This window comes from Paenibacillus sp. XY044 (genome assembly GCF_002257645.1).
GTDB lineage: Bacteria > Bacillota > Bacilli > Paenibacillales > Paenibacillaceae > Paenibacillus_AQ.
Genome location: NZ_NQMO01000002.1, coordinates 802,875 through 820,924 on the forward strand (window position 1 = coordinate 802,875; position 18,050 = coordinate 820,924).

At 49.2% G+C, this 18,050-nt stretch carries 17 protein-coding genes; 12 read left to right on the forward strand and 5 right to left on the reverse strand.

Annotated features, from left to right (window positions below; all coding sequences use genetic code 11):
* Positions 1–9: 9 nt before the first annotated feature.
* Positions 10–1,287, reverse strand: coding sequence for a phytoene desaturase family protein (locus tag CJP46_RS12130; RefSeq protein ID WP_306431043.1), 1,278 nt, complete (start codon positions 1,285–1,287; stop codon positions 10–12).
* A gap of 107 nt (positions 1,288–1,394) precedes the next feature.
* Between CJP46_RS12130 and CJP46_RS12135 the strand changes: the two genes are divergently transcribed.
* Complete coding sequence (locus CJP46_RS12135; RefSeq protein ID WP_094595835.1) at positions 1,395–1,580, forward strand: hypothetical protein; 186 nt, start codon at positions 1,395–1,397, stop codon at positions 1,578–1,580.
* A 127-nt stretch (positions 1,581–1,707) separates the two neighbouring features.
* Here the strand turns inward: CJP46_RS12135 and CJP46_RS12140 are convergent, their stop codons facing one another.
* The 4 genes from CJP46_RS12140 to CJP46_RS36525 all read right to left on the reverse strand — a co-directional run bounded on the left by CJP46_RS12140 (position 1,708) and on the right by CJP46_RS36525 (position 5,423).
* Positions 1,708–2,619 carry an aldolase gene (locus CJP46_RS12140; RefSeq protein WP_094595836.1) on the reverse strand — a complete coding sequence of 304 codons (912 nt, stop codon included), beginning with the start codon at positions 2,617–2,619 and terminating at the stop codon, positions 1,708–1,710.
* Between the two features lie 103 nt (positions 2,620–2,722).
* Positions 2,723–2,848: a paeninodin family lasso peptide gene (locus tag CJP46_RS36190; RefSeq protein ID WP_143812967.1), complete on the reverse strand. Its 126-nt coding sequence runs from the start codon at positions 2,846–2,848 to the stop codon at positions 2,723–2,725.
* A 16-nt stretch (positions 2,849–2,864) separates the two neighbouring features.
* Positions 2,865–4,814 carry an asparagine synthase-related protein gene (locus CJP46_RS12145; RefSeq protein ID WP_094595837.1) on the reverse strand — a complete coding sequence of 650 codons (1,950 nt, stop codon included), beginning with the start codon at positions 4,812–4,814 and terminating at the stop codon, positions 2,865–2,867.
* A 147-nt stretch (positions 4,815–4,961) separates the two neighbouring features.
* Complete coding sequence (locus CJP46_RS36525) at positions 4,962–5,423, reverse strand: VanZ family protein (protein WP_179281137.1); 462 nt, start codon at positions 5,421–5,423, stop codon at positions 4,962–4,964.
* A 375-nt stretch (positions 5,424–5,798) separates the two neighbouring features.
* On the opposite strand from CJP46_RS36525, the gene CJP46_RS12155 reads away from it, so the two are divergent.
* The 11 genes from CJP46_RS12155 to CJP46_RS12205 all read left to right on the forward strand — a co-directional run bounded on the left by CJP46_RS12155 (position 5,799) and on the right by CJP46_RS12205 (position 18,047).
* Positions 5,799–6,551 (forward strand): YveK family protein, encoded by a 753-nt coding sequence (locus tag CJP46_RS12155; RefSeq protein WP_094595839.1) that lies wholly within the window; start codon positions 5,799–5,801, stop codon positions 6,549–6,551.
* A complete protein-coding gene (locus tag CJP46_RS12160; protein ID WP_094595840.1) occupies positions 6,532–7,221 on the forward strand; it encodes a CpsD/CapB family tyrosine-protein kinase in 690 nt (229 codons plus the stop codon). The genes CJP46_RS12155 and CJP46_RS12160 overlap by 20 nt, the downstream gene beginning before the upstream one ends.
* 249 nt (positions 7,222–7,470) lie before the next feature.
* Positions 7,471–8,361, forward strand: coding sequence for a UTP--glucose-1-phosphate uridylyltransferase GalU (galU, locus tag CJP46_RS12165; protein WP_094595841.1), 891 nt, complete (start codon positions 7,471–7,473; stop codon positions 8,359–8,361).
* Positions 8,362–8,375: 14 nt separating this feature from the next.
* Complete coding sequence (locus CJP46_RS12170) at positions 8,376–9,077, forward strand: sugar transferase (RefSeq protein WP_094595842.1); 702 nt, start codon at positions 8,376–8,378, stop codon at positions 9,075–9,077.
* Positions 9,078–9,101: 24 nt separating this feature from the next.
* Positions 9,102–10,307, forward strand: a complete 1,206-nt coding sequence (locus CJP46_RS12175) for a glycosyltransferase (RefSeq protein ID WP_094595843.1) — start codon at positions 9,102–9,104, stop codon at positions 10,305–10,307.
* The gene (locus CJP46_RS12180) at positions 10,307–11,527 is read left to right on the forward strand and encodes an oligosaccharide repeat unit polymerase (protein WP_094595844.1); all 1,221 of its coding nucleotides are present in this window, start codon (positions 10,307–10,309) and stop codon (positions 11,525–11,527) included. Before CJP46_RS12175 ends, CJP46_RS12180 begins: the two co-directional genes overlap by 1 nt.
* Positions 11,514–12,596, forward strand: coding sequence for a glycosyltransferase family 4 protein (locus CJP46_RS12185; RefSeq protein WP_094595845.1), 1,083 nt, complete (start codon positions 11,514–11,516; stop codon positions 12,594–12,596). Before CJP46_RS12180 ends, CJP46_RS12185 begins: the two co-directional genes overlap by 14 nt.
* Positions 12,597–12,616: 20 nt before the next feature.
* Complete coding sequence (locus CJP46_RS12190; RefSeq protein ID WP_094595846.1) at positions 12,617–13,780, forward strand: glycosyltransferase family 4 protein; 1,164 nt, start codon at positions 12,617–12,619, stop codon at positions 13,778–13,780.
* Positions 13,781–13,810: 30 nt separating this feature from the next.
* A complete protein-coding gene (locus tag CJP46_RS12195; protein ID WP_094595847.1) occupies positions 13,811–15,259 on the forward strand; it encodes an oligosaccharide flippase family protein in 1,449 nt (482 codons plus the stop codon).
* A gap of 43 nt (positions 15,260–15,302) precedes the next feature.
* Complete coding sequence (locus CJP46_RS12200) at positions 15,303–16,673, forward strand: sugar phosphate nucleotidyltransferase (RefSeq protein ID WP_094595848.1); 1,371 nt, start codon at positions 15,303–15,305, stop codon at positions 16,671–16,673.
* 30 nt (positions 16,674–16,703) lie between these two features.
* The gene (locus tag CJP46_RS12205) at positions 16,704–18,047 is read left to right on the forward strand and encodes a UDP-glucose dehydrogenase family protein (protein ID WP_094595849.1); all 1,344 of its coding nucleotides are present in this window, start codon (positions 16,704–16,706) and stop codon (positions 18,045–18,047) included.
* The last annotated feature ends 3 nt before the right edge of the window (positions 18,048–18,050 follow it).

Consider the following 18,050-nt stretch of genomic DNA (forward strand, 5'->3'; position numbering starts at 1 on the left):
AGTTTCGCCTCAATCCCGGCCCGCGGCTTGCAGACCGGCAAGTTTGGCGCTTGTCATGGCGGTATCGGCCAGCCGCCCTTCGCGGCCCACCCAATCGCCGGCAACGTACAGTCCTTGAATTTCCGGAACGGCCGGACCCGGCGCGGGAGCGTCCCCGTTTCGCAGGGCAGTTCGGGAAGCGTGAGCGGCCAGCAGATTCGGTGAGAAACGGATGACGGCGGCCTCCTGCTCCCATCCCGGCTGAATCGCCTCAAGCCTTTCCTTCAGGCGCATTTGGATCTCCTCGGGATGGCGGGAAGGACTGAAGCCGTGGTATGTCATGACATGGATCACTTGGGATCCGTCCTCCGTGAGCGGGATCGCTGCCGAATGGTTCGAATAATAGAACGGCTCATCCAATCCGAGAACAAATGCCCGATCTGGATGGGGGACCCGTTTCAAGGCGACGTCCAGGCAGGAAACGTACAGCGGCTGCGCCTGCTCCTTCCATGCTTCTAGCGAATGGCTGTGCGAACCGGAACCCCCGAGCCATCTGCTGACCGCATCCGGTCCGGCCGCGGCGATCACGCTGCTTGCTTTGAGGAGAGTCCCTTCGGACAGAAGGATGCCGGTGACCGCTCCTTGCTCGTGCAAAATTTGGGCGGCTTCGGCGCCTGCGGCGATGACGACGCCGGCGCGGACGGCTTCCCGCTGCAGGCTGTCGATGACCGTCTGCCAGCCCCCAAGCACATACCGGACGCCTTGGCTGGCGAGCTGGCCTTGTTCCAGGACGTAGCCTGCGCTTAACTGCTCCATGTCGTCATCGTAGGCCCACTGTCTGCACATGGCATAAAAGAATTGGCGGACGCGATCCGAGCGGACATGCTGGAGCGCCCATTCCTGAATGCTGATCGAGCGAATCGGTGACGCTTCGATCTCGTTCAGGCCTCCCATGAGCGTGCTCCATTCCGTCTGCTCTTCGAGATTCAGCTCCTCGGTGGCATGGATCAGCCGCCCATCCAAAATTCCGTACATTGCATTTTTCGTCCCGTTGCCCAAGGAAGGTTTGCAGCCGAGCTCTTCCAAAATCCGCAGCACCGCGCTTCCTTCGTACATGGCACGGGGGCCGTAATTAAACAGGGCGCCGCCGATTTTGGCGGTTTGGGCCATGCCGCCGAGGCGGCTGTCTTTTTCAAGCAGTACGACGGATCGTCCAGCCCGTGCCGCATAGATTGCGGCGGTCAGGCCGGTCAGCCCTCCGCCGATCACGGCAATATCATAAAATTGGTGTTCAATGGTCATGTTCATGTGAGACGCTCCCCTCATATATGTTACCAATTAGTCACATATAATATATGTTACTACATGGTAACGTGTCAATAGACTAAACAACATTTTATTTGCTCGCAGCGGGTATGAGGGATACGCTCGGCACTTCCTTTGTCGAGCCTGCGGACGGGCTGGAAGAAGAGGCGGAAACGAGTCGTTTCCATGCGCCGGAGACGGCGGCGATCAGTGAGATTTTAAGCCAGCTGCAGCGGCTGGAGGAGAGAGATCTGCGTAAGGTGAGGGATATGATTCAGCTTATGTTTTTTGAGTGACACTGCCTGGAGGAGGGAAGAAGATGGAAGCGAGAACGTTCCTTTACGATAAAAAGCCCTGCTTCCAGGAATGGAAGAGGGCTTGGTCATGGAGCCGCATTGCCATATCCGTTAAGAACATGGTCACTCAGCCACCAATTACGTCCAGAACTATCTCGGTCAATCTTGTGATCGTGTGCTGATTCAGGGGGCGCTGCAGCTGATACATGTCAACCGATCCCGACAGCCGGGTGGTACAATCAAAATGCCACGGGGTCAGACCGCTCTCCGCGAGAAGCGAGTTGCGGTAGGTATGGCGGTAGAGAAGCGGCAGGCGCTCCAAGCCGCCGATTTCCCGAATCTCGGGCTGCTCGCAGTCCGTTTTGACCAGCTCAAACACGCCGGCTAGCGGAATCGGGTCGGATGCAAACTTGGAGAGAACCGGGACCGCATACTTCGTTTCCCGGTCGAACAGAGGACGGAGAGCGCCCGCGTCCATGCCAAAAGCGTCAAGGCTGTCCTGCCATAGCTTTTGCTGCGGATAAGCCGGCTCCACCTGTGGATTGTGCTGCGAATCCATCGTGACCGCGATGACGTCGTCGGTCAGCAGCTCGCAGCCCCGCTGCAGCAGGGCGGATGCCAGCGTGGACTTGCCTTGTCCGGAATTGCCTACCAGTGCGTAAGCCTTGCCGTTCATGACGACCGCGCTTCCGTGCAGGGGCAAAATCCTTCTCTGCATCAGAATGGCCCCTATGCAGGTTCCGAGGACATACAGCCGGATGTGATCCTCGTCCGCATCTGCATCCGGTGAGACGTAAATCCGGGTTCCGTTCTCTGCGCTGAACACAGCCAGTTCCGGAATACGGAACATCACCTTCTGCTCGTTTACGGCGAATTTGTTGACGAGCGTTCCCTGCCGCGACCAGGTTTCGGCAAGATCAGCAAAACCGATCCGTACCTGGATATCTTGGCCGAAATGCTCGATTGGCCGGAGCTCGGGTAGCGGGATTTCACTTTCTATCGTAAGCCCGAAGGCTGTATATATCGCTGGTTTGATCATATATTTTCTCCGCTTCGTCAGAAGAATGTGGATATAAGAACAGCCCTTACCCCATATAATTGGGACCAAGGGCTGCTCCTGTTCGTACGGTTAGGAATTGGAATTAGCTGTAATGAACCTGCTCGTCCGGGTCTGGTTGAAAGGCGTCAGGTTTAGCTTCTCCAGGGCCGGCCATCGTCATGCTGACATCCAACACTTCCAATTCAGGAGTCGTCCATTCTTTTCTCATCGTGGTTCACCTCCTTTCAAAAGTTTCGCTCCAGATAGCGGTACACGATCAAGCTTCGCATCAGCAGCTTAATGGCCGGGCTGTAGGCTTGGCTTGGGTGCATCCCTTTTCTGGCTTCGGCAAGCGCCTCGCGTACGACCGGGATGTTCAGCACCTGCTGCATGCGGGAATCCCGGCATAGTTGATCCAGTTCCCGGATCATTTGCGCCCAGTGCGGAGCCATCCGGTGGAGAATATCAGCTGCCTGTATGCCCTTGAGCCGCTGATTCATCCGGACAGAATCGGGCAGATAGCCTTCGGCAGATCGCCTGATGAGTGCGCGGTCCATCCCGTTCTGCACATACTGCTCCATTGGAAGTGACAGGCAGAACCGGATGACGCGCAGGTCATTGGTCGGATCGTGCATCCACAGCGGATACCTGAGAGATAGCTTGCAACTGCTGGTACCCGTGATGCTCCAGAAGTTGGTGCTGTCAAAATGGTATCTTCTCGCCTCCTCCGGATCGGCAGGGAGGTCCTCACCCGAACCTATTCTGGTGAAGTGCCTGTTCTTGAGCTTGTCATACACGCCAGCGTGTCTGGCAAAATCCGAATTAACCAGCTGTGGGAATTCATTTGATGTTGCGCCAGCATGCCCACGTTTCAAAAATGGGAACGTCTTACGGAGCACCGCAGCTGCAATACGCTTTCGCCCCACTCCGATGTTCATGCTGTATTGGTTAATCTCCCCTCGCAGGCGGACCCACGCCATTTGCTTCATCAGCTTGGCATAATAGTCCAAGGCGTTGCCCCAGGAGATGCTGTAATTTCCTCTTGCGCCGTTCAGCAGAATACCCACTCCGCGCTCATGCGCCTGTTCGTAAATCCCCCTAAGCCAGAAAGAATTTTCGAAAAACTTATAGGGGGTCTCCATAATATCCAGCCAGTGATCGATATCGGTGAACGGGCTTCGGCCATTAAAGCTTAGGTAGTTGTCCTCCATGTTGCCCGCATGCTGGACGGTCTGCCGGATGAGCGGCCTTTCGTCGGCAAGTCTCCGCTTGGGCGTCCAATCCTCGAACCCGTCTTCAGGAACATAGCTGAACGTATGGAGTATCCGGTGGTCCCGCTCCAGCGCTTTGGCCGCAAAGCCGGCAACCGACCCGGAATCCAGTCCTCCGCTTAAGTGAGCCCCGACCATCCGGCTTGTCCGCTGCAGCCTTGAGGTAACGGCCTGGTTAAACACGTCACGGAAAGCCTCCTGATATTCTTCGGAAGACTTGAGCTGTAGGGGAGAATTTTCCGTGAGGCCGTAATATCGGGAGACGGTCACCTGGCGGTTACGGATTGTCAGCGTATGCGAAGGAGGCAGCTGCTCGATGTATCGATAAACCGTCGTGGATAGGTCCGGCGGCTCAAAGACCCCGCTGATCGCAAGAAACTCGGCCAACCAGGATTCGTTCAGCTCCTGGTGAACATAGGGCAGCGCCAACAGCGGACGAATGGCCGTACAGAAGGCGAGCTGTTCCCCATTTTGGTGATAATAAAGCGTCCGCGCACCGGAGAAATCCCGGGCACCGAACAGCATCTGCCTGTTCCCGTCCCAGATCATAAAGGCAAAGTCGCCTACCAAACGCTCCGGCATCGACTCTCCCCATTTTTCGTAAGCGAGCAGCAGAATTTCTCCGTCCGTCATGGTTTGCCTAGCGCGGGGAGGGACTTGCAGTCCATCCATAAGCTCATCCCGGTTATCGATGATGGCGTCGGCTGTAATGGCCAGCCTGCGTTCCGCGCAATAGAAAGGCAATATTTCGTGGGCAGACTGCTGCGTGATCCACTGGGCGTGACAGCCGAACCAGACATGCCCTTTCTGCCATACCGAACTCCGGTCCGCCGGATAGCGCTTCAATGACTCCATGATAGGCGCTCCGGCGCTGACTTCTATGGGGTCCTGGCTAAACCGGTAAATCCCCGCAATTGCGCTCATGACATCTTCCTCCGTTATGTACCGCACAACAATTTGCGACAATATGTATCTAGCTCTTCTGCATCATACTACATGTATACATATTGTATCAACATTTTTTTTGCAGCGCGAAATTTAGTGAATTTGTATGAGGGTATATTACCGGGTTTACTTTTTGTCGGATGCGAGAGGTGAACGCGAAAGCCGCTTTGCTGTTTTGGTACGGGTTGTCCGTTTAATGTATGCCTGAAAGAGAAGGCAGAACAGGTAAGCGCAGAGGATGCCGAACGTATCGTTCACGACGTCGTAAATCCGGCCGCTTCGGAAGAAATAGAGCTGCAGGATTTCGGTTAACGCGGCATAAAGGATGGTGGTGATAACGGCAAGCTTCGAAACGCGAAAGTTGGACAGGAGCAGCGCCAGGAGAAAGAAACCGATAAAATGCCCGATTTTTCGGTTCACCCAGACCTCGCTCGACCACTGTAAATCAAGTTTAAGCAGCTCACTCCAATCGGGAGAGAAGTTCAGCCGGAAATCCACCTGTTGATGGTGGAGAAGGGCGTTGAAATCGAATGAACAGGTAAAGACGAACAGGCAGACCGCCCAGATCACGGTGAGAAAAATACGCATTAGTCCTCCTTGATTTAAAGCGCTTCCATTATATATGTGTCCGTTCTGGGATGATGGAAAGGCGCGTTTGTGATACATAATGTAACTTTTTTGGCCAGTATATCGCAGCATTTTTCGAAATTCAAGTTCGTGGGTCGTCATGATTTTTGAACATGAGGAAGAAAGCTGGGGATTTTCACTGTCTGAATATGCATGGAAATGCAGATGAAAGCGGTTTTTTGCTGCATAATCATGTCGCTTTTCGAAAAAAATTAGACCCATTTGCTTGACATGATACATTTTGTATCTTAAAGTGTAGGATGAACAATACATATTGTATCGGTAAAGTTCGACCCACAACTGCAGTTGAAAAATGATTAGCGGGGGTAGCGTGTAATGGAGCTTAAACAGTATTTTCGAATCATTGTGAAAAAGTGGTGGTTAATCGCGGCGATTGTCGTTATTGCCGTTGCAGCCACCGGAGTCAAAAGCCTCTACCTCACGACGCCGGTCTATGAGGCCAACGCCAAACTGATCGTGAACCAATCCGCCTCTGCCGACGGCGGGGCCGGCTTGAATGCGGGAACGATCCAGACCAGCATTTTCCTCATTAACTCTTATAAAGAAATCATCAAATCGTCCGCCATCATGGACAAGGTCGTTCAAAAATACCCCGATCTGAAAGCATCGCCCGGCGAACTTGCGGCCATGATTTCGGTCACTTCGGCCAACAATTCCCAAGTCATGAACCTTGTGTATCAGGATCCTTCCTATACTCGGGCGGCCAAAATCGTTAATGCCGTCTCTACAGTGTTCAAGGAGCAAATTCCCCGCATTATGAATGTGGACAACATTACTATATTGAGCGAAGCCGACACCAAGGCCTCCCCTGGACCGATCAACATCAACCCGGTCATGAACATGCTGATCAGCTTCGTCGTTTCCCTGATGCTCGCCGTCGGCCTGGTTTTCCTGCTAGACTATCTTGACGATACGGTGAGAACGGAAGCCGAGGCTTCGGAAATTTTGGACATGCCAGTGCTTGCGGTGATCAGCGAAATGAACCGGGGGGATTTGAAAACCAGGAGCGGTGCAAATATACCAAATCAAAAAGTAGGTGATGGCAAGTATGCGACGCTCAATCAATAAAGAGGCCTTGGTCGTATCCGGGAATCCAACCTCCCGGGTATCGGAGGCGTATCGTCTGCTCCGGACCAAAATTCACTTTTCCCCTAAAGACGCGGCGCATCAGGTCATCATGGTCACATCGACGCGATCTTCTGAAGGCAAAACCACAACGGTCAGCAATTTAGCGGTGACCTATGCGATGGAAGGCCGAAAGGTGCTTCTGATTGATGCGGATATGCGCAAGCCGGCGCTGCATGATATCTATTCCCAGTCCAACCGCCACGGGCTGAGTACGGTACTGGCTGGGGACGTGCTGGTGCAGCAGGCCATTCAGGAGACAGGGATTAACCATTTGTCCCTGCTGACGGCCGGCCCCGTGCCCTCCAATCCGGCGGAGCTGATGGATTCGGAAGCCATGCGGGACATGCTGGTGCAGCTCCGGCAGGAGTACGACGTGATCCTGATCGATACACCGCCGGTGCTTGCGGTATCGGACGGTGTCATCACGAGCGCGTTATGCGACGGCGTCATCATGGTGGTTGCCGCGGGCAAGGTCAAACGGAGCCACTTGAGGACGGCCAAGGAACAGATGGATCATGTGAAAGCCAACATGCTGGGCGTGGTGCTTAACCGGAGCGGCCGCGACCAGCAGGCTTTTGCTGCGGACCATTACGGCATGCAGGCTCAATAAAACCGTATTTTTTTAAGAAGGTAATGCCTACTGCACCTTTATCACTGGAGGCACTCGGTCACGCTGTGGGTCCCATGGACCTTAGACATTCATTGTCGAGGGTGTGATGTGAGGACGGGTTGAATGCCCTGTTTTTAGAAAATGGAGCTATGGTCTCTTCCCTTTGAAGAGCCTATAGCTAGGTTTTCTACATACACAGCATGCATCAGGGGTACAAAGAAAAATATAAAAAGATGGGTAGTGAATGAGATGAGGAAAGTAAAAAAAGCGATTATTCCCGCCGCGGGGCTCGGAACCCGGTTCTTACCCGCGACCAAGGCGATGCCAAAGGAAATGCTGCCGATCGTGGACAAGCCGACCATTCAGTACATCGTGGAAGAAGCGGTGGCATCCGGAATCGAGGACATCATTATCGTGACCGGCAAAGGCAAACGCTCCATCGAGGACCATTTCGACCATGCGTTTGAGCTGGAAAATAATTTATTCAGTAAAGGGAAATTTGACCTTTTGGATGAGGTCCGCCGATCCTCCAACGTAGAGATTCACTACATTCGCCAGAAGGAAGCCAAGGGGCTGGGACATGCCGTGTGGTGCGCCCGCAACTTTATTGGCAACGAGCCCTTTGCGGTGCTGCTGGGGGATGACATTGTGCAGTCCGAGGTGCCCTGCATCCGCCAGCTGGTGGAGCAGTATGAGCAAGTCAAAAAATCCGTCATCGGCGTGCAGACCGTTCCCACCGAGCAGACGCACCGATACGGGATCGTAGCCCCATTAGAGAAATTCGGCCGTTTACACGAAGTGAGCTATTTTGTGGAGAAACCGCCGGCAGGACAGGCCCCGTCCAACCTGGCGATTATGGGCAGGTACATTTTGACGCCGGAAATTTTCACCTACCTGGAGCTTCAGGAAGAAGGGGCCGGCGGGGAAATTCAGCTGACCGACGCCATTCAGAAGCTGAACGAGAGCCAGGGCGTCTATGCTTACGATTTCGAAGGCACGCGTTACGATGTCGGAGAGAAGCTGGGATTCATCATGACGACGCTGGATTTTGCACTGCAGTACGAAGAACTGCGTACCCCGCTTTTGCAAGGCATGGAGCATATTCTCGAGCGGGAACAGCTCGGCAAAATAAATCGCTAGTGAGGTGATAGGTGATGATCTCCCCCACACCGCAAAGAAATGAGTCGGATATCGCGTTTGAAAGCACGCCGGCGTACTCGTCATATGTTCTGGAGAACGAGAATCCCCGGGTCATCTATCGAGCGTTCAAAAGAACGACGGACATCGTCCTTGCGCTGGTCGGTCTCGTCGTTCTCTCTCCGCTGTTTCTGGTTGTTGCCATCCTGATTAAACTGGAGGACCCGAGGGGGTCCGTTTTTTTTGGACAAACCCGTGTCGGTAAAGACGAAAAGCCGTTTCGGATGTACAAGTTCCGCTCCATGGTGTCCAATGCCGAAGAGCTGCTGGAGGAACTTCTGGAGCAAAACGAAATCAGCGGCGCCATGTTCAAAATGAAAAAGGATCCACGCATCACCCGAGTGGGTGCCTTCATCCGCAAAACGAGCATCGACGAGCTACCGCAGCTCTGGAACGTCGTGCGCGGAGACATGTCCCTCGTCGGCCCACGGCCGGCCCTGCCCCGGGAGGTTGCGGAATACAGCAGTTACGATAAGCTGCGCCTGAGAGTTATTCCCGGATGCACCGGACTCTGGCAGGTGAGCGGGCGAAACGATCTGAGTTTCAACGAGATGGTGGAGCTGGATTTGCGGTATATCGAGCAGCGCGGCGTGATGATGGATTGGAAAATTATTTTCATGACGATCCGGATGTTTGCGGGTTCGAAAAATGCTTATTAAAGATCAAATTACACGGTGGCGACTATGGACAAAAAACTAAAAGTTGTGTTTGCAAGTCATACGTTTATCGGAGGACCCTTTGTGGTTGGTTCCCACCATTTAGCGCGCGAAATATCCAATTTGGGGCATGAGGTACTTCATATCAGTACACCGATAACACCATTTCATTACCTGTCTTCTAACAACCAGATTAACAACCTTAGAAAAAAGATCTCACGGGAAGCATCACGGGTGTCGACAGTTGAAATCGGGGATTTTCCGATTAACTATGTACCTTTCTCATTTTTTCCTTGGAAAATCGCTAGAACCTTTTACCGCCAATTCGGCATTAATTTTATGGTGAATCCGGTCTCTATTCCTTCAATGAGGAAGCACTTGAAGCGATTATCATTTCTTCAGCCTGATATTTTGTTTATTGATCAACCTACCTTTCAAGGCATTGAGAGTTTTATCTCACCGAAAGTTACCGTGTACCGCGCTACGGACCTGTACAAAGAAATGACAGGGGACCCTATGATTTCAAAAGTGGAGGAAGAGGTCATAAAGGGAGCAGATGGACTTGTGGGAACTTCAGAACCGGTTGTAGAGTATTTGAAAAACATGAATCATACTTTGCCTAATTTATTGATTGAAAACGGCGTCGATTATGAGCATTTTGCAAAATCCGGACCAGAGCCTGATGAATACAAAAGCATTCCATTCCCTCGAGCAGTATATGTTGGAGCTCTTGACGACAGATTTGATTTTGGCGCATTAGAATTGCTGGCCAGACAAATCTCAGATCTGCAGGTAGTGGTCATCGGCCCTGATGACGGAAGATGCGAACGTCTTGCTCAACAGCTCACCAATATCCATTTTCTTGGGCCGAAACCATATAGCGATCTTCCTTCTTATTTAAACCATTCTCAAATTGCGTTGCTCCCGTTATCAGATCATGAAGCAAATCGGGGACGCAGTCCTATGAAGCTGTATGAGTATGCAGCGAGCGGACTTCCGGTTATTGTGAAGGAAACTCCGGAACTTCAAAGAAGAAAAGAAAAATTCACTTACATGTACAGGGACCCTGAGTCACTGGTTTCGGTAATGAACAGATTATTAATTGAAATAAGCGAGAACAAGGTAAAAAGAGAGGAAATTCAAGAAAGTGCCCGGAGCCAATCCTGGAAATCTAAAGCGTCTCAACTGCTTGAATTCTCGTTAGATTTGCCGAAGAAGGTGAAAAAATATTGATGGGCAAAGTACTTAAGTTTGTCATGAAACCCCATAACATCGTGTTGATTACTGTTCTGATAAGTTTTATGGCATGGAGTTTACCGGTTGGAAACATGAGAAGAGGTTTTGAAATAAAGGAAACTCTGACGAGTCAAGCATTTCTCATTATTTTCTTATGGTATTTCATTATTTATGTTCTCACATGGGCGGCATATTTTTTTGGAACCAGGCTTAAGAAAAGTGAGAAACTGGATTCAGTATCAGATGACTCATACTATAGAATTATAACGGTACTGAGTGCCCTCGGAGTTATGTATGTTTATTTAACAATTTTAAAAAATAACCCAGAAGTTTTCATAAGTGTATTTCAAAATAATGCTAATGCTTTAAAGGAAACTTTGTATAACAATTATGATACGGGGCTGCACTCTTTAAGATATATTTCTATTCTTGGAGGGGCTTTTGGAATCTATAGAATTATTACTATTAAAAGAATAAGAGCTATTGATTTATTAAATATCATGTTGCTTCTTATGACTGCTCTTATCTCTTCAAGATTATCCATCATTGTTTCGATTTTAGTGCTATTAGGAATGTTGGCTCATAGAAATCATAAAATTTCGTTCAAAGCGGTAATCATTCTCGCAATCGCGCTATTTACTGTATTAACACTTGCCAACTATTTCCGAAACGGGAATTTTTACAAGGAAAAATATAATATTAATAATCCTATTTTAATGAATGTTTCAGAGATGGTAACTTATTTGGGTGCTCCGTTTCAGACTAGCGTTTCTATTGCTAACAATGTGGATCGCATTCATTTTAATGGGGATAAAAACGATTTGATGTTTTATTTTGTACCCACATATTTTCATGGAATATTTAATATTAACAGTAGTCCGAGTAATGATTACAGACAATATGTAAATATAGAAAAAAGCCTGACAACGAATTCTGCTTTTACCCATTTGTATTCTTCACTGGGAATAACGTCTTTTTCTTTTATTGTGATTATTGTTACAAGCTTTGCTTTTGTTGCTGGAGCATTTTCGAATTACAAAAGTTTGATTTTTACCGTTCATTATTTAATCAGTTACTGTTTTGCCGAGCTTTGGAGAATGTACATGTTTAATACGGGAATTATTCATACTCTAATTTTCGCTGTCTTTTTTGTTTTGTTTTTCAAGGTTTATATTAAACCTCCGATGGGAAGTAGGCATTTAAATGTTAACCATTGATGTACGAATGATCAAGCAGTCTGGAATTGGAACCTACATTGTCAATCTGCTGCCTTATGTCCTTGAATCCATAGCCTTTGCGCCGATCACTTTATTGGGGAGAGGCGAAGAATTATCCCAATTTTCTTGGATTCGTCGTTCAAACATTAACATTATTGAATTCGATGATCCGATTTATTCTATTCAGGAACAAGTCGGTTTGAGTCGTAAAATACCCAAACAAACGAAGTTACTCTGGTCCCCTCACTACAACATTCCTTTGCTGTACTCTGGAAAGCTTCTAGTAACAGTACATGATGTTTTCCATTTGGCTATGAAGGAGTATGTGGGAGGACTTCATAAAAGAATGTATGCGAAACTGATGTTCAATGCGTTGAGACAGAAAGCATCGCATATCATTTGTGTTTCTGATTTTACGAAAAATCAATTTATCCATTATGCTGGTTCTGCCAAGAGCCCGATAACCACGATTCATAATGGGGTTAACTCAAGCTGGTTCCGGCCCGCAGACTCCCACGAACAATCGGAAACTCCATATCTACTGTATGTGGGAAACGTCAAGCCGCATAAAAATTTGGGAAACTTGTTAACTGCCTTCTCTAAAGTAATGAATCAGATACCTCACAATTTGGTTATCGTTGGCCGACGTGAAGGTTTTATCACTGGTGACCAGGCTATTGTTAATCAATCTGAAGCATTGGGCAACCGTATACAATTTACCGGATATATTAGTGACGAGGAGTTAAAAAGTTATTTTAGTCATGCCTCCGCTTTCGTTTTTCCTTCGGTATATGAAGGATTTGGTCTTCCCCCGCTCGAAGCTATGGCTTGCGGATGTCCCGTTCTAGTCTCGAATCGGGCCTCGTTGCCTGAAGTTTGTGGCGAAGCAGCTCAGTATTTTGATCCGGTAGATCCTGGGGATATCGCGGAAAAGATCATGATGGTTGTTAACGATCACAGCTTAAGAAACAGACTTGTTCAAGCGGGTTTGGATCAATCTCAAAAGTTCGATTGGGCTATCAGCCGCGATAAAACGATGGAGAAAATCCGTTCATTACTGATTCAATAATTCGAATGGGAGCTGACAACATGAAAGTAGCGATTGTCCACGACTGGCTTGTAACATATACAGGTGCCGAAAAAGTACTAGAGCAAATGATTGATCTGTACCCTGACGCGGATCTATATTGTGTCATAGATAATCTTGACGAGAAGGACCGCCATTTTATCAAATACAAAGAGCCGGTTACCACTTTTCTGCAGCATGTACCTTTTGCGAAAAAGCATTATAGAAATTTGCTGCCTTTAATGCCGTTGGCGATTGAACAGCTTGACCTGTCAGATTATGATATGATTCTTTCAAGCTCTCATGCCGTGGCTAAAGGAATTATTACAGGTCCGAGCCAGCTTCATATAAGCTACGTTCATTCTCCGATTAGGTATGCCTGGGACCTACAGCACCAATATCTCAAAGAATCCGGTCTTCAACGTGGGATGAAAGGAGCATTGGTCCGTTTTTTTCTGCATTACATCAGGCATTGGGATTACCGTACGAGCAATGGGGTGGACTATTTTATCGCGAACTCTAACTTTATTGCGAAACGAATATATAAAGTATATCGAAGAGAATCGAAGGTGATTTATCCGCCGGTTGATATCTCTTCTTTTGTATACTGCGACGAAAAAGAGGATTACTACTTCACCGCATCTCGAATGGTTCCGTATAAAAAGATGGATCTGATTGTGGAGGCGTTTGGCGAGATGCCCGACAAGAAATTGGTTGTTATTGGTGATGGCCCCGAAATGCCGAAAATCATGAAAAAGGCTAAACCTAATATTACATTGTTAGGCTACCAACCTAACAATGTATTGAAGGAGCACATGCAAAAGGCTAGGGCTTTTATCTTTGCAGCAGAGGAAGACTTCGGGATTACTCCCGTTGAAGCTCAGGCCTGTGGAACGCCTGTGATCGCATTTGGAAAAGGTGGAGCGCTGGAGACTGTGAATGGTTTGGACACACCGCATCCTACAGGGCTCTTTTTTGACGAACAAACAACAGATAGCATCATTAATGCGGTACAGCGTTTTGAAATTTCTGGAGATCGGATACGATTCTCAGACTGCCGAGGCAATGCATTAAGGTTCAGCAATGAACGTTTTAAGAACGAAATATCCGATTTCATCAATGCATGTATTCGAAATTACAGTCCTAATACTCGAACGAAGGATTTAGAATACAGTGTTACATCGTAAGATTCTATTGTAAAGTCGAGATGACAAGAGATGGTAAAGCATGGGTTGATTTACTTTATAGCGAAACTGTTTGCTGGTGCGGTCGGTTTTTTGTCCATTGTGCTTTATACCCGGATGCTTGTACCGGACGAGTACGGCCGATATGCACTTATTCTCGTATATGTTAACCTGATCAATTCCTTGTTGTATCAATGGTTCCGGTTGGGGCTGATTCGGAATATCCCGAGGTACCACAATGATAAGGGCAAATATAATAAGCTGCTCAGTACCGTGATCGTTTGTTACCTCGGATGCTGCCTGTTCACTCTGTTGGCAGGGGGCGTCCTTGTACTCGTAGGTATCCAATCCACAGTGCAGATGGCAGTGACGCTGTTTTTCCTGTGGACGGCGGCCTGGTTCGAGCTGTCGCAGGCCGTGCAGCGTTCCAATTTAAAGCCGGTCCGTTTCACAATGATGACTGGATTAAAGTCATCGGCAAGCCTTGGATTTGGGATGGTTGCCCTTGCTATGGGATACGGCGAAGTGGGCCTGTTGGTCGGGATTTCACTCGGGACTCTCGTGGCTAATGTGGTGTTCATCCGGGAATGGAACATTCGAGCAGGATGGTCGGTAGAACGCTCCATTCTGGTAGAACTGGTGAAGTACGGGCTGCCGCTTATCATTAGTGGGGGAATGGCCTACATCATGCAGTCAATTGACCGGGTGATGATCGGCTGGCTCAAGGATGATACCGCGGCTGGAATCTACTCCGTCACATTCGATTTTGCGCTGCAAACCGTCGGGATGTTGATGCTTATTGTGAACCTGAGCGCGCTTCCGCTGGTTATCCGGCGGTTGGAGACGGAGGGATACGAATCCGCGCAGGGCCAGCTCACGCAAAATTACCAGCTGCTGCTCGGCATTTCCCTGCCAGCCGTTCTGGGATTAACGATCCTGTCTAGAAACATTACAGGAGTTGTTTTTGGGAGCGAATATGTGCAGGAAGCGGCCATGATTGTGCCTATCATCTCTTTTGCTATGCTTTTTCAAGGCCTAAAAGCATACTATACCGACAATTCCTTTCAATTGGGAAGAACAACTTATAAGCAGGCAATTCCTGTGTTGATCGGCATCATGCTAAACGTCGTCCTGAATTTGATTCTAATTCCCCGACTGGGGCTAACAGGGGCTGCTATATCCTCATTGACGGCGTATTTAAGTTCGTTCCTGGCAAATTGGTTTGTGGCTAGGAGCGTTTTTTATTTACCGCTCCCCCTTGCGGAAAGCGCGAAAATTATTGGATCTTCCCTCGTGATGGGGCTGGTCCTTTTCCTGCTTAAGGAGCAGGCAGGGCTGTTGGCTTTAATCTGCCAAATTGCAGCAGGAGCTGTCGTATATGCGGCCATGTTTATTGTCTTGAATATCATGAATGCTCGGACGCTCCTTATGAGAAAGCTGTCGGTTGTAAGACAGAAACGACTGGCCAAGTCAGATGCTTGAACGAAATGAAACGGAACCAATTGGAATAGGGGTGTGAATGAGTATGAAAATCGTACTGTTGTCTGGCGGAAGCGGCAAGCGCCTGTGGCCCTTGTCTAATGACGCCAGATCGAAGCAGTTTTTGAGGGTGCTGGAGACCGGTGCTGGGGAGCGGATTTCCATGCTGCAGAGAGTATGGGACCAGTTGGCCGCTGAAGGCCTGGGACAGGATTCCTGCATTGCTACAAGCAAAGGGCAAGTCGACATGATCCAGAGCCAAATTGGATGCGAAGCCGAAATCGTGATCGAACCGGAGAAAAGAGATACGTTCCCGGCGATTGCACTTGCGGCGTCTTACTTATATTCGATGAAGGATATGCCGCTGGATGAGGTCATGATTGTAATGCCTGTGGACCCATTCGTGGAACAGCCATTCTTCAGTCGACTCCGGAAGCTGGAGAGGGTTGTGCAAACCTCGGGTGCAGATCTTGCTCTGTTGGGAGTGCTTCCGACATACCCATCTGAAAAATACGGGTATATCGTTCCTGAGGGGGCGGAAGATAACACATCTGAATATGTAAAGGTACACAGCTTTCGGGAAAAGCCCCGCGAAGAAGAAGCCGCCGATATGATCCGCGAGGGCGCCCTTTGGAATTGCGGGGTTTTTGCTTTCCGGCTTCGGTTCCTTATTGACATGATGATCGAAAGAAAGCTACCGATACACTATGAAGAAGCAGTCCGGCAGTATCGCCGTTTCCTAAAGACGAGCTTTGACTATGAAGTGGTGGAAAAAACAGAACGGATCGTGGTCATGCCTTATGACGGCGAATGGAAGGATCTAGGGACTTGGAATACGCTGACTGAAGAAATCACTTCCCCATTGATCGGGAAAGGAACGCTCTCACCTGATTCTCAAAATACCCATGTCATTAATGAATTGGACATACCCGTCACAGCGATCGGTGTGTCCAACCTTATTATAGCGGCCAGTCCTGACGGCATTCTCGTATCCGATAAAGAGGCGAGTCCAAGAATCAAGGAATTGGTAAGCACGGACGAGCTCCGGCCGATGGTTGAGGAACGACGCTGGGGTAGATACCGTGTGCTGGACTTTCTGAAATACGAGGACGGGCAGGAAGTACTGACGAAGCGAATTTGTATTCAGGCCGGTAAAAATTTGAGTTATCAATACCACAATAAGCGGAAGGAAGTATGGACGGTCATTGCAGGTTCCGGTGAAATGATCCTGGACGGACATTACCGGAGGATCACCACTGGCGACGTCCTCGTCATACCTGCGCAGAGCAAGCACAGCCTAAAAGCCGCAACCGATATGGAGATTATTGAGGTTCAATCCGGAACGGAGCTGGTGGAGGAAGATATCGTAAGGCTGGCAATGCATTGGGAGGAAATTCTTCAGTTTTGCTTTATCTAACGAAGAATCCATAAGAGTGAGGTGTCTCGAATGAAAATTACAGTCGTCGGTACGGGATACGTCGGCTTGGTCTCCGGGGTTTGCTATGCGGAACTCGGGCATGATGTCATCTGCGTGGACAAGGATGCGGAGAAAATCCGGAAACTGGACGAAGGGGAAATTCCCATTTATGAGCCTGGACTGCAGCCGCTTGTTATCCAGAATTCTGAGAAAGGCCGCCTGCGGTTCCAAACCGAGTTGAAAGAGGCGGTTACCGCTTCAGATATTATCATTATTGCTGTCGGTACGCCCTCGTTACCGAATGGGGAAGCGAACCTTTTTTATATTGAACAAGTAGCGCGCGAAGTAGCAGAGGTCATTGACCGTTATAAGGTCATCTGTATTAAGAGTACCGTTCCCGTTGGAACTAACGAGCGCATTCGTTATTTGATTCAGAGCCAGACACCAGTTCAATTCGACAGTGTCTCGCTGCCTGAATTTCTTCGCGAAGGATCGGCTGTGCAGGATACACTTCATCCGGACCGGATCGTTATTGGCGCGGAGAGCGAGCAGGCGGCTGAGATTATGCGAGAGCTTCACCAAGGGCTGACTCAGCAAATCCTGGTGACCGATATCCGCAGCGCGGAGATGATCAAGTATGCCTCCAACGCTTTTCTAGCGACAAAGATATCCTTTATCAACGAAATCGCGAACATCTGCGAGAAGGTTGGAGCGGACATCACCAAAGTGACGGAAGGCATGGGATATGACAACCGCATCGGCTCCTCCTTTTTGAAAGCGGGGATCGGATACGGGGGCTCTTGTTTCCCGAAAGACACCCAAGCTCTGATTCAGATTGCCGGGCAAATGAATTATGACTTCAAGTTGCTGAAATCGGTAGTCGAAGTCAACCGAGGGCAACGTTTTAATGTTATCCGTAAGTTGGAGCAGCTCCTTGGCGATCTCTCTGGAAAAACCGTAGGGATTTGGGGACTTGCCTTCAAACCGGAAACGGATGATGTGCGGGATGCTCCTTCCATCGAAATTATCCAATCCCTTCTAGATCGCGGGGCGGTCGTCAAGGCATATGATCCCATCGCGACCAAAAACTTTAGATGTGTGCTTGGCTACGCCAACGTGAAGTATTGCGAAACAGCAAGAGAGGCGGCGCAGGAAACGGAAGCCCTGTGCATTTTGACGGAATGGCAGGAATTCAGGCAGGTCTCGCTCTATGAGCTAGAAACCTGGATGAAAATCCCCAACCTCATTGACGGACGGAATATTTACTCGGAAGAAGAGATTGCAAAGACGCAATTTGCTTATTATTCCATTGGCCGTCCTAACCTGAATAAAGGGATTCGCGAGCAAAGCCCGGAACTCATGATGCAGGGATGAGAG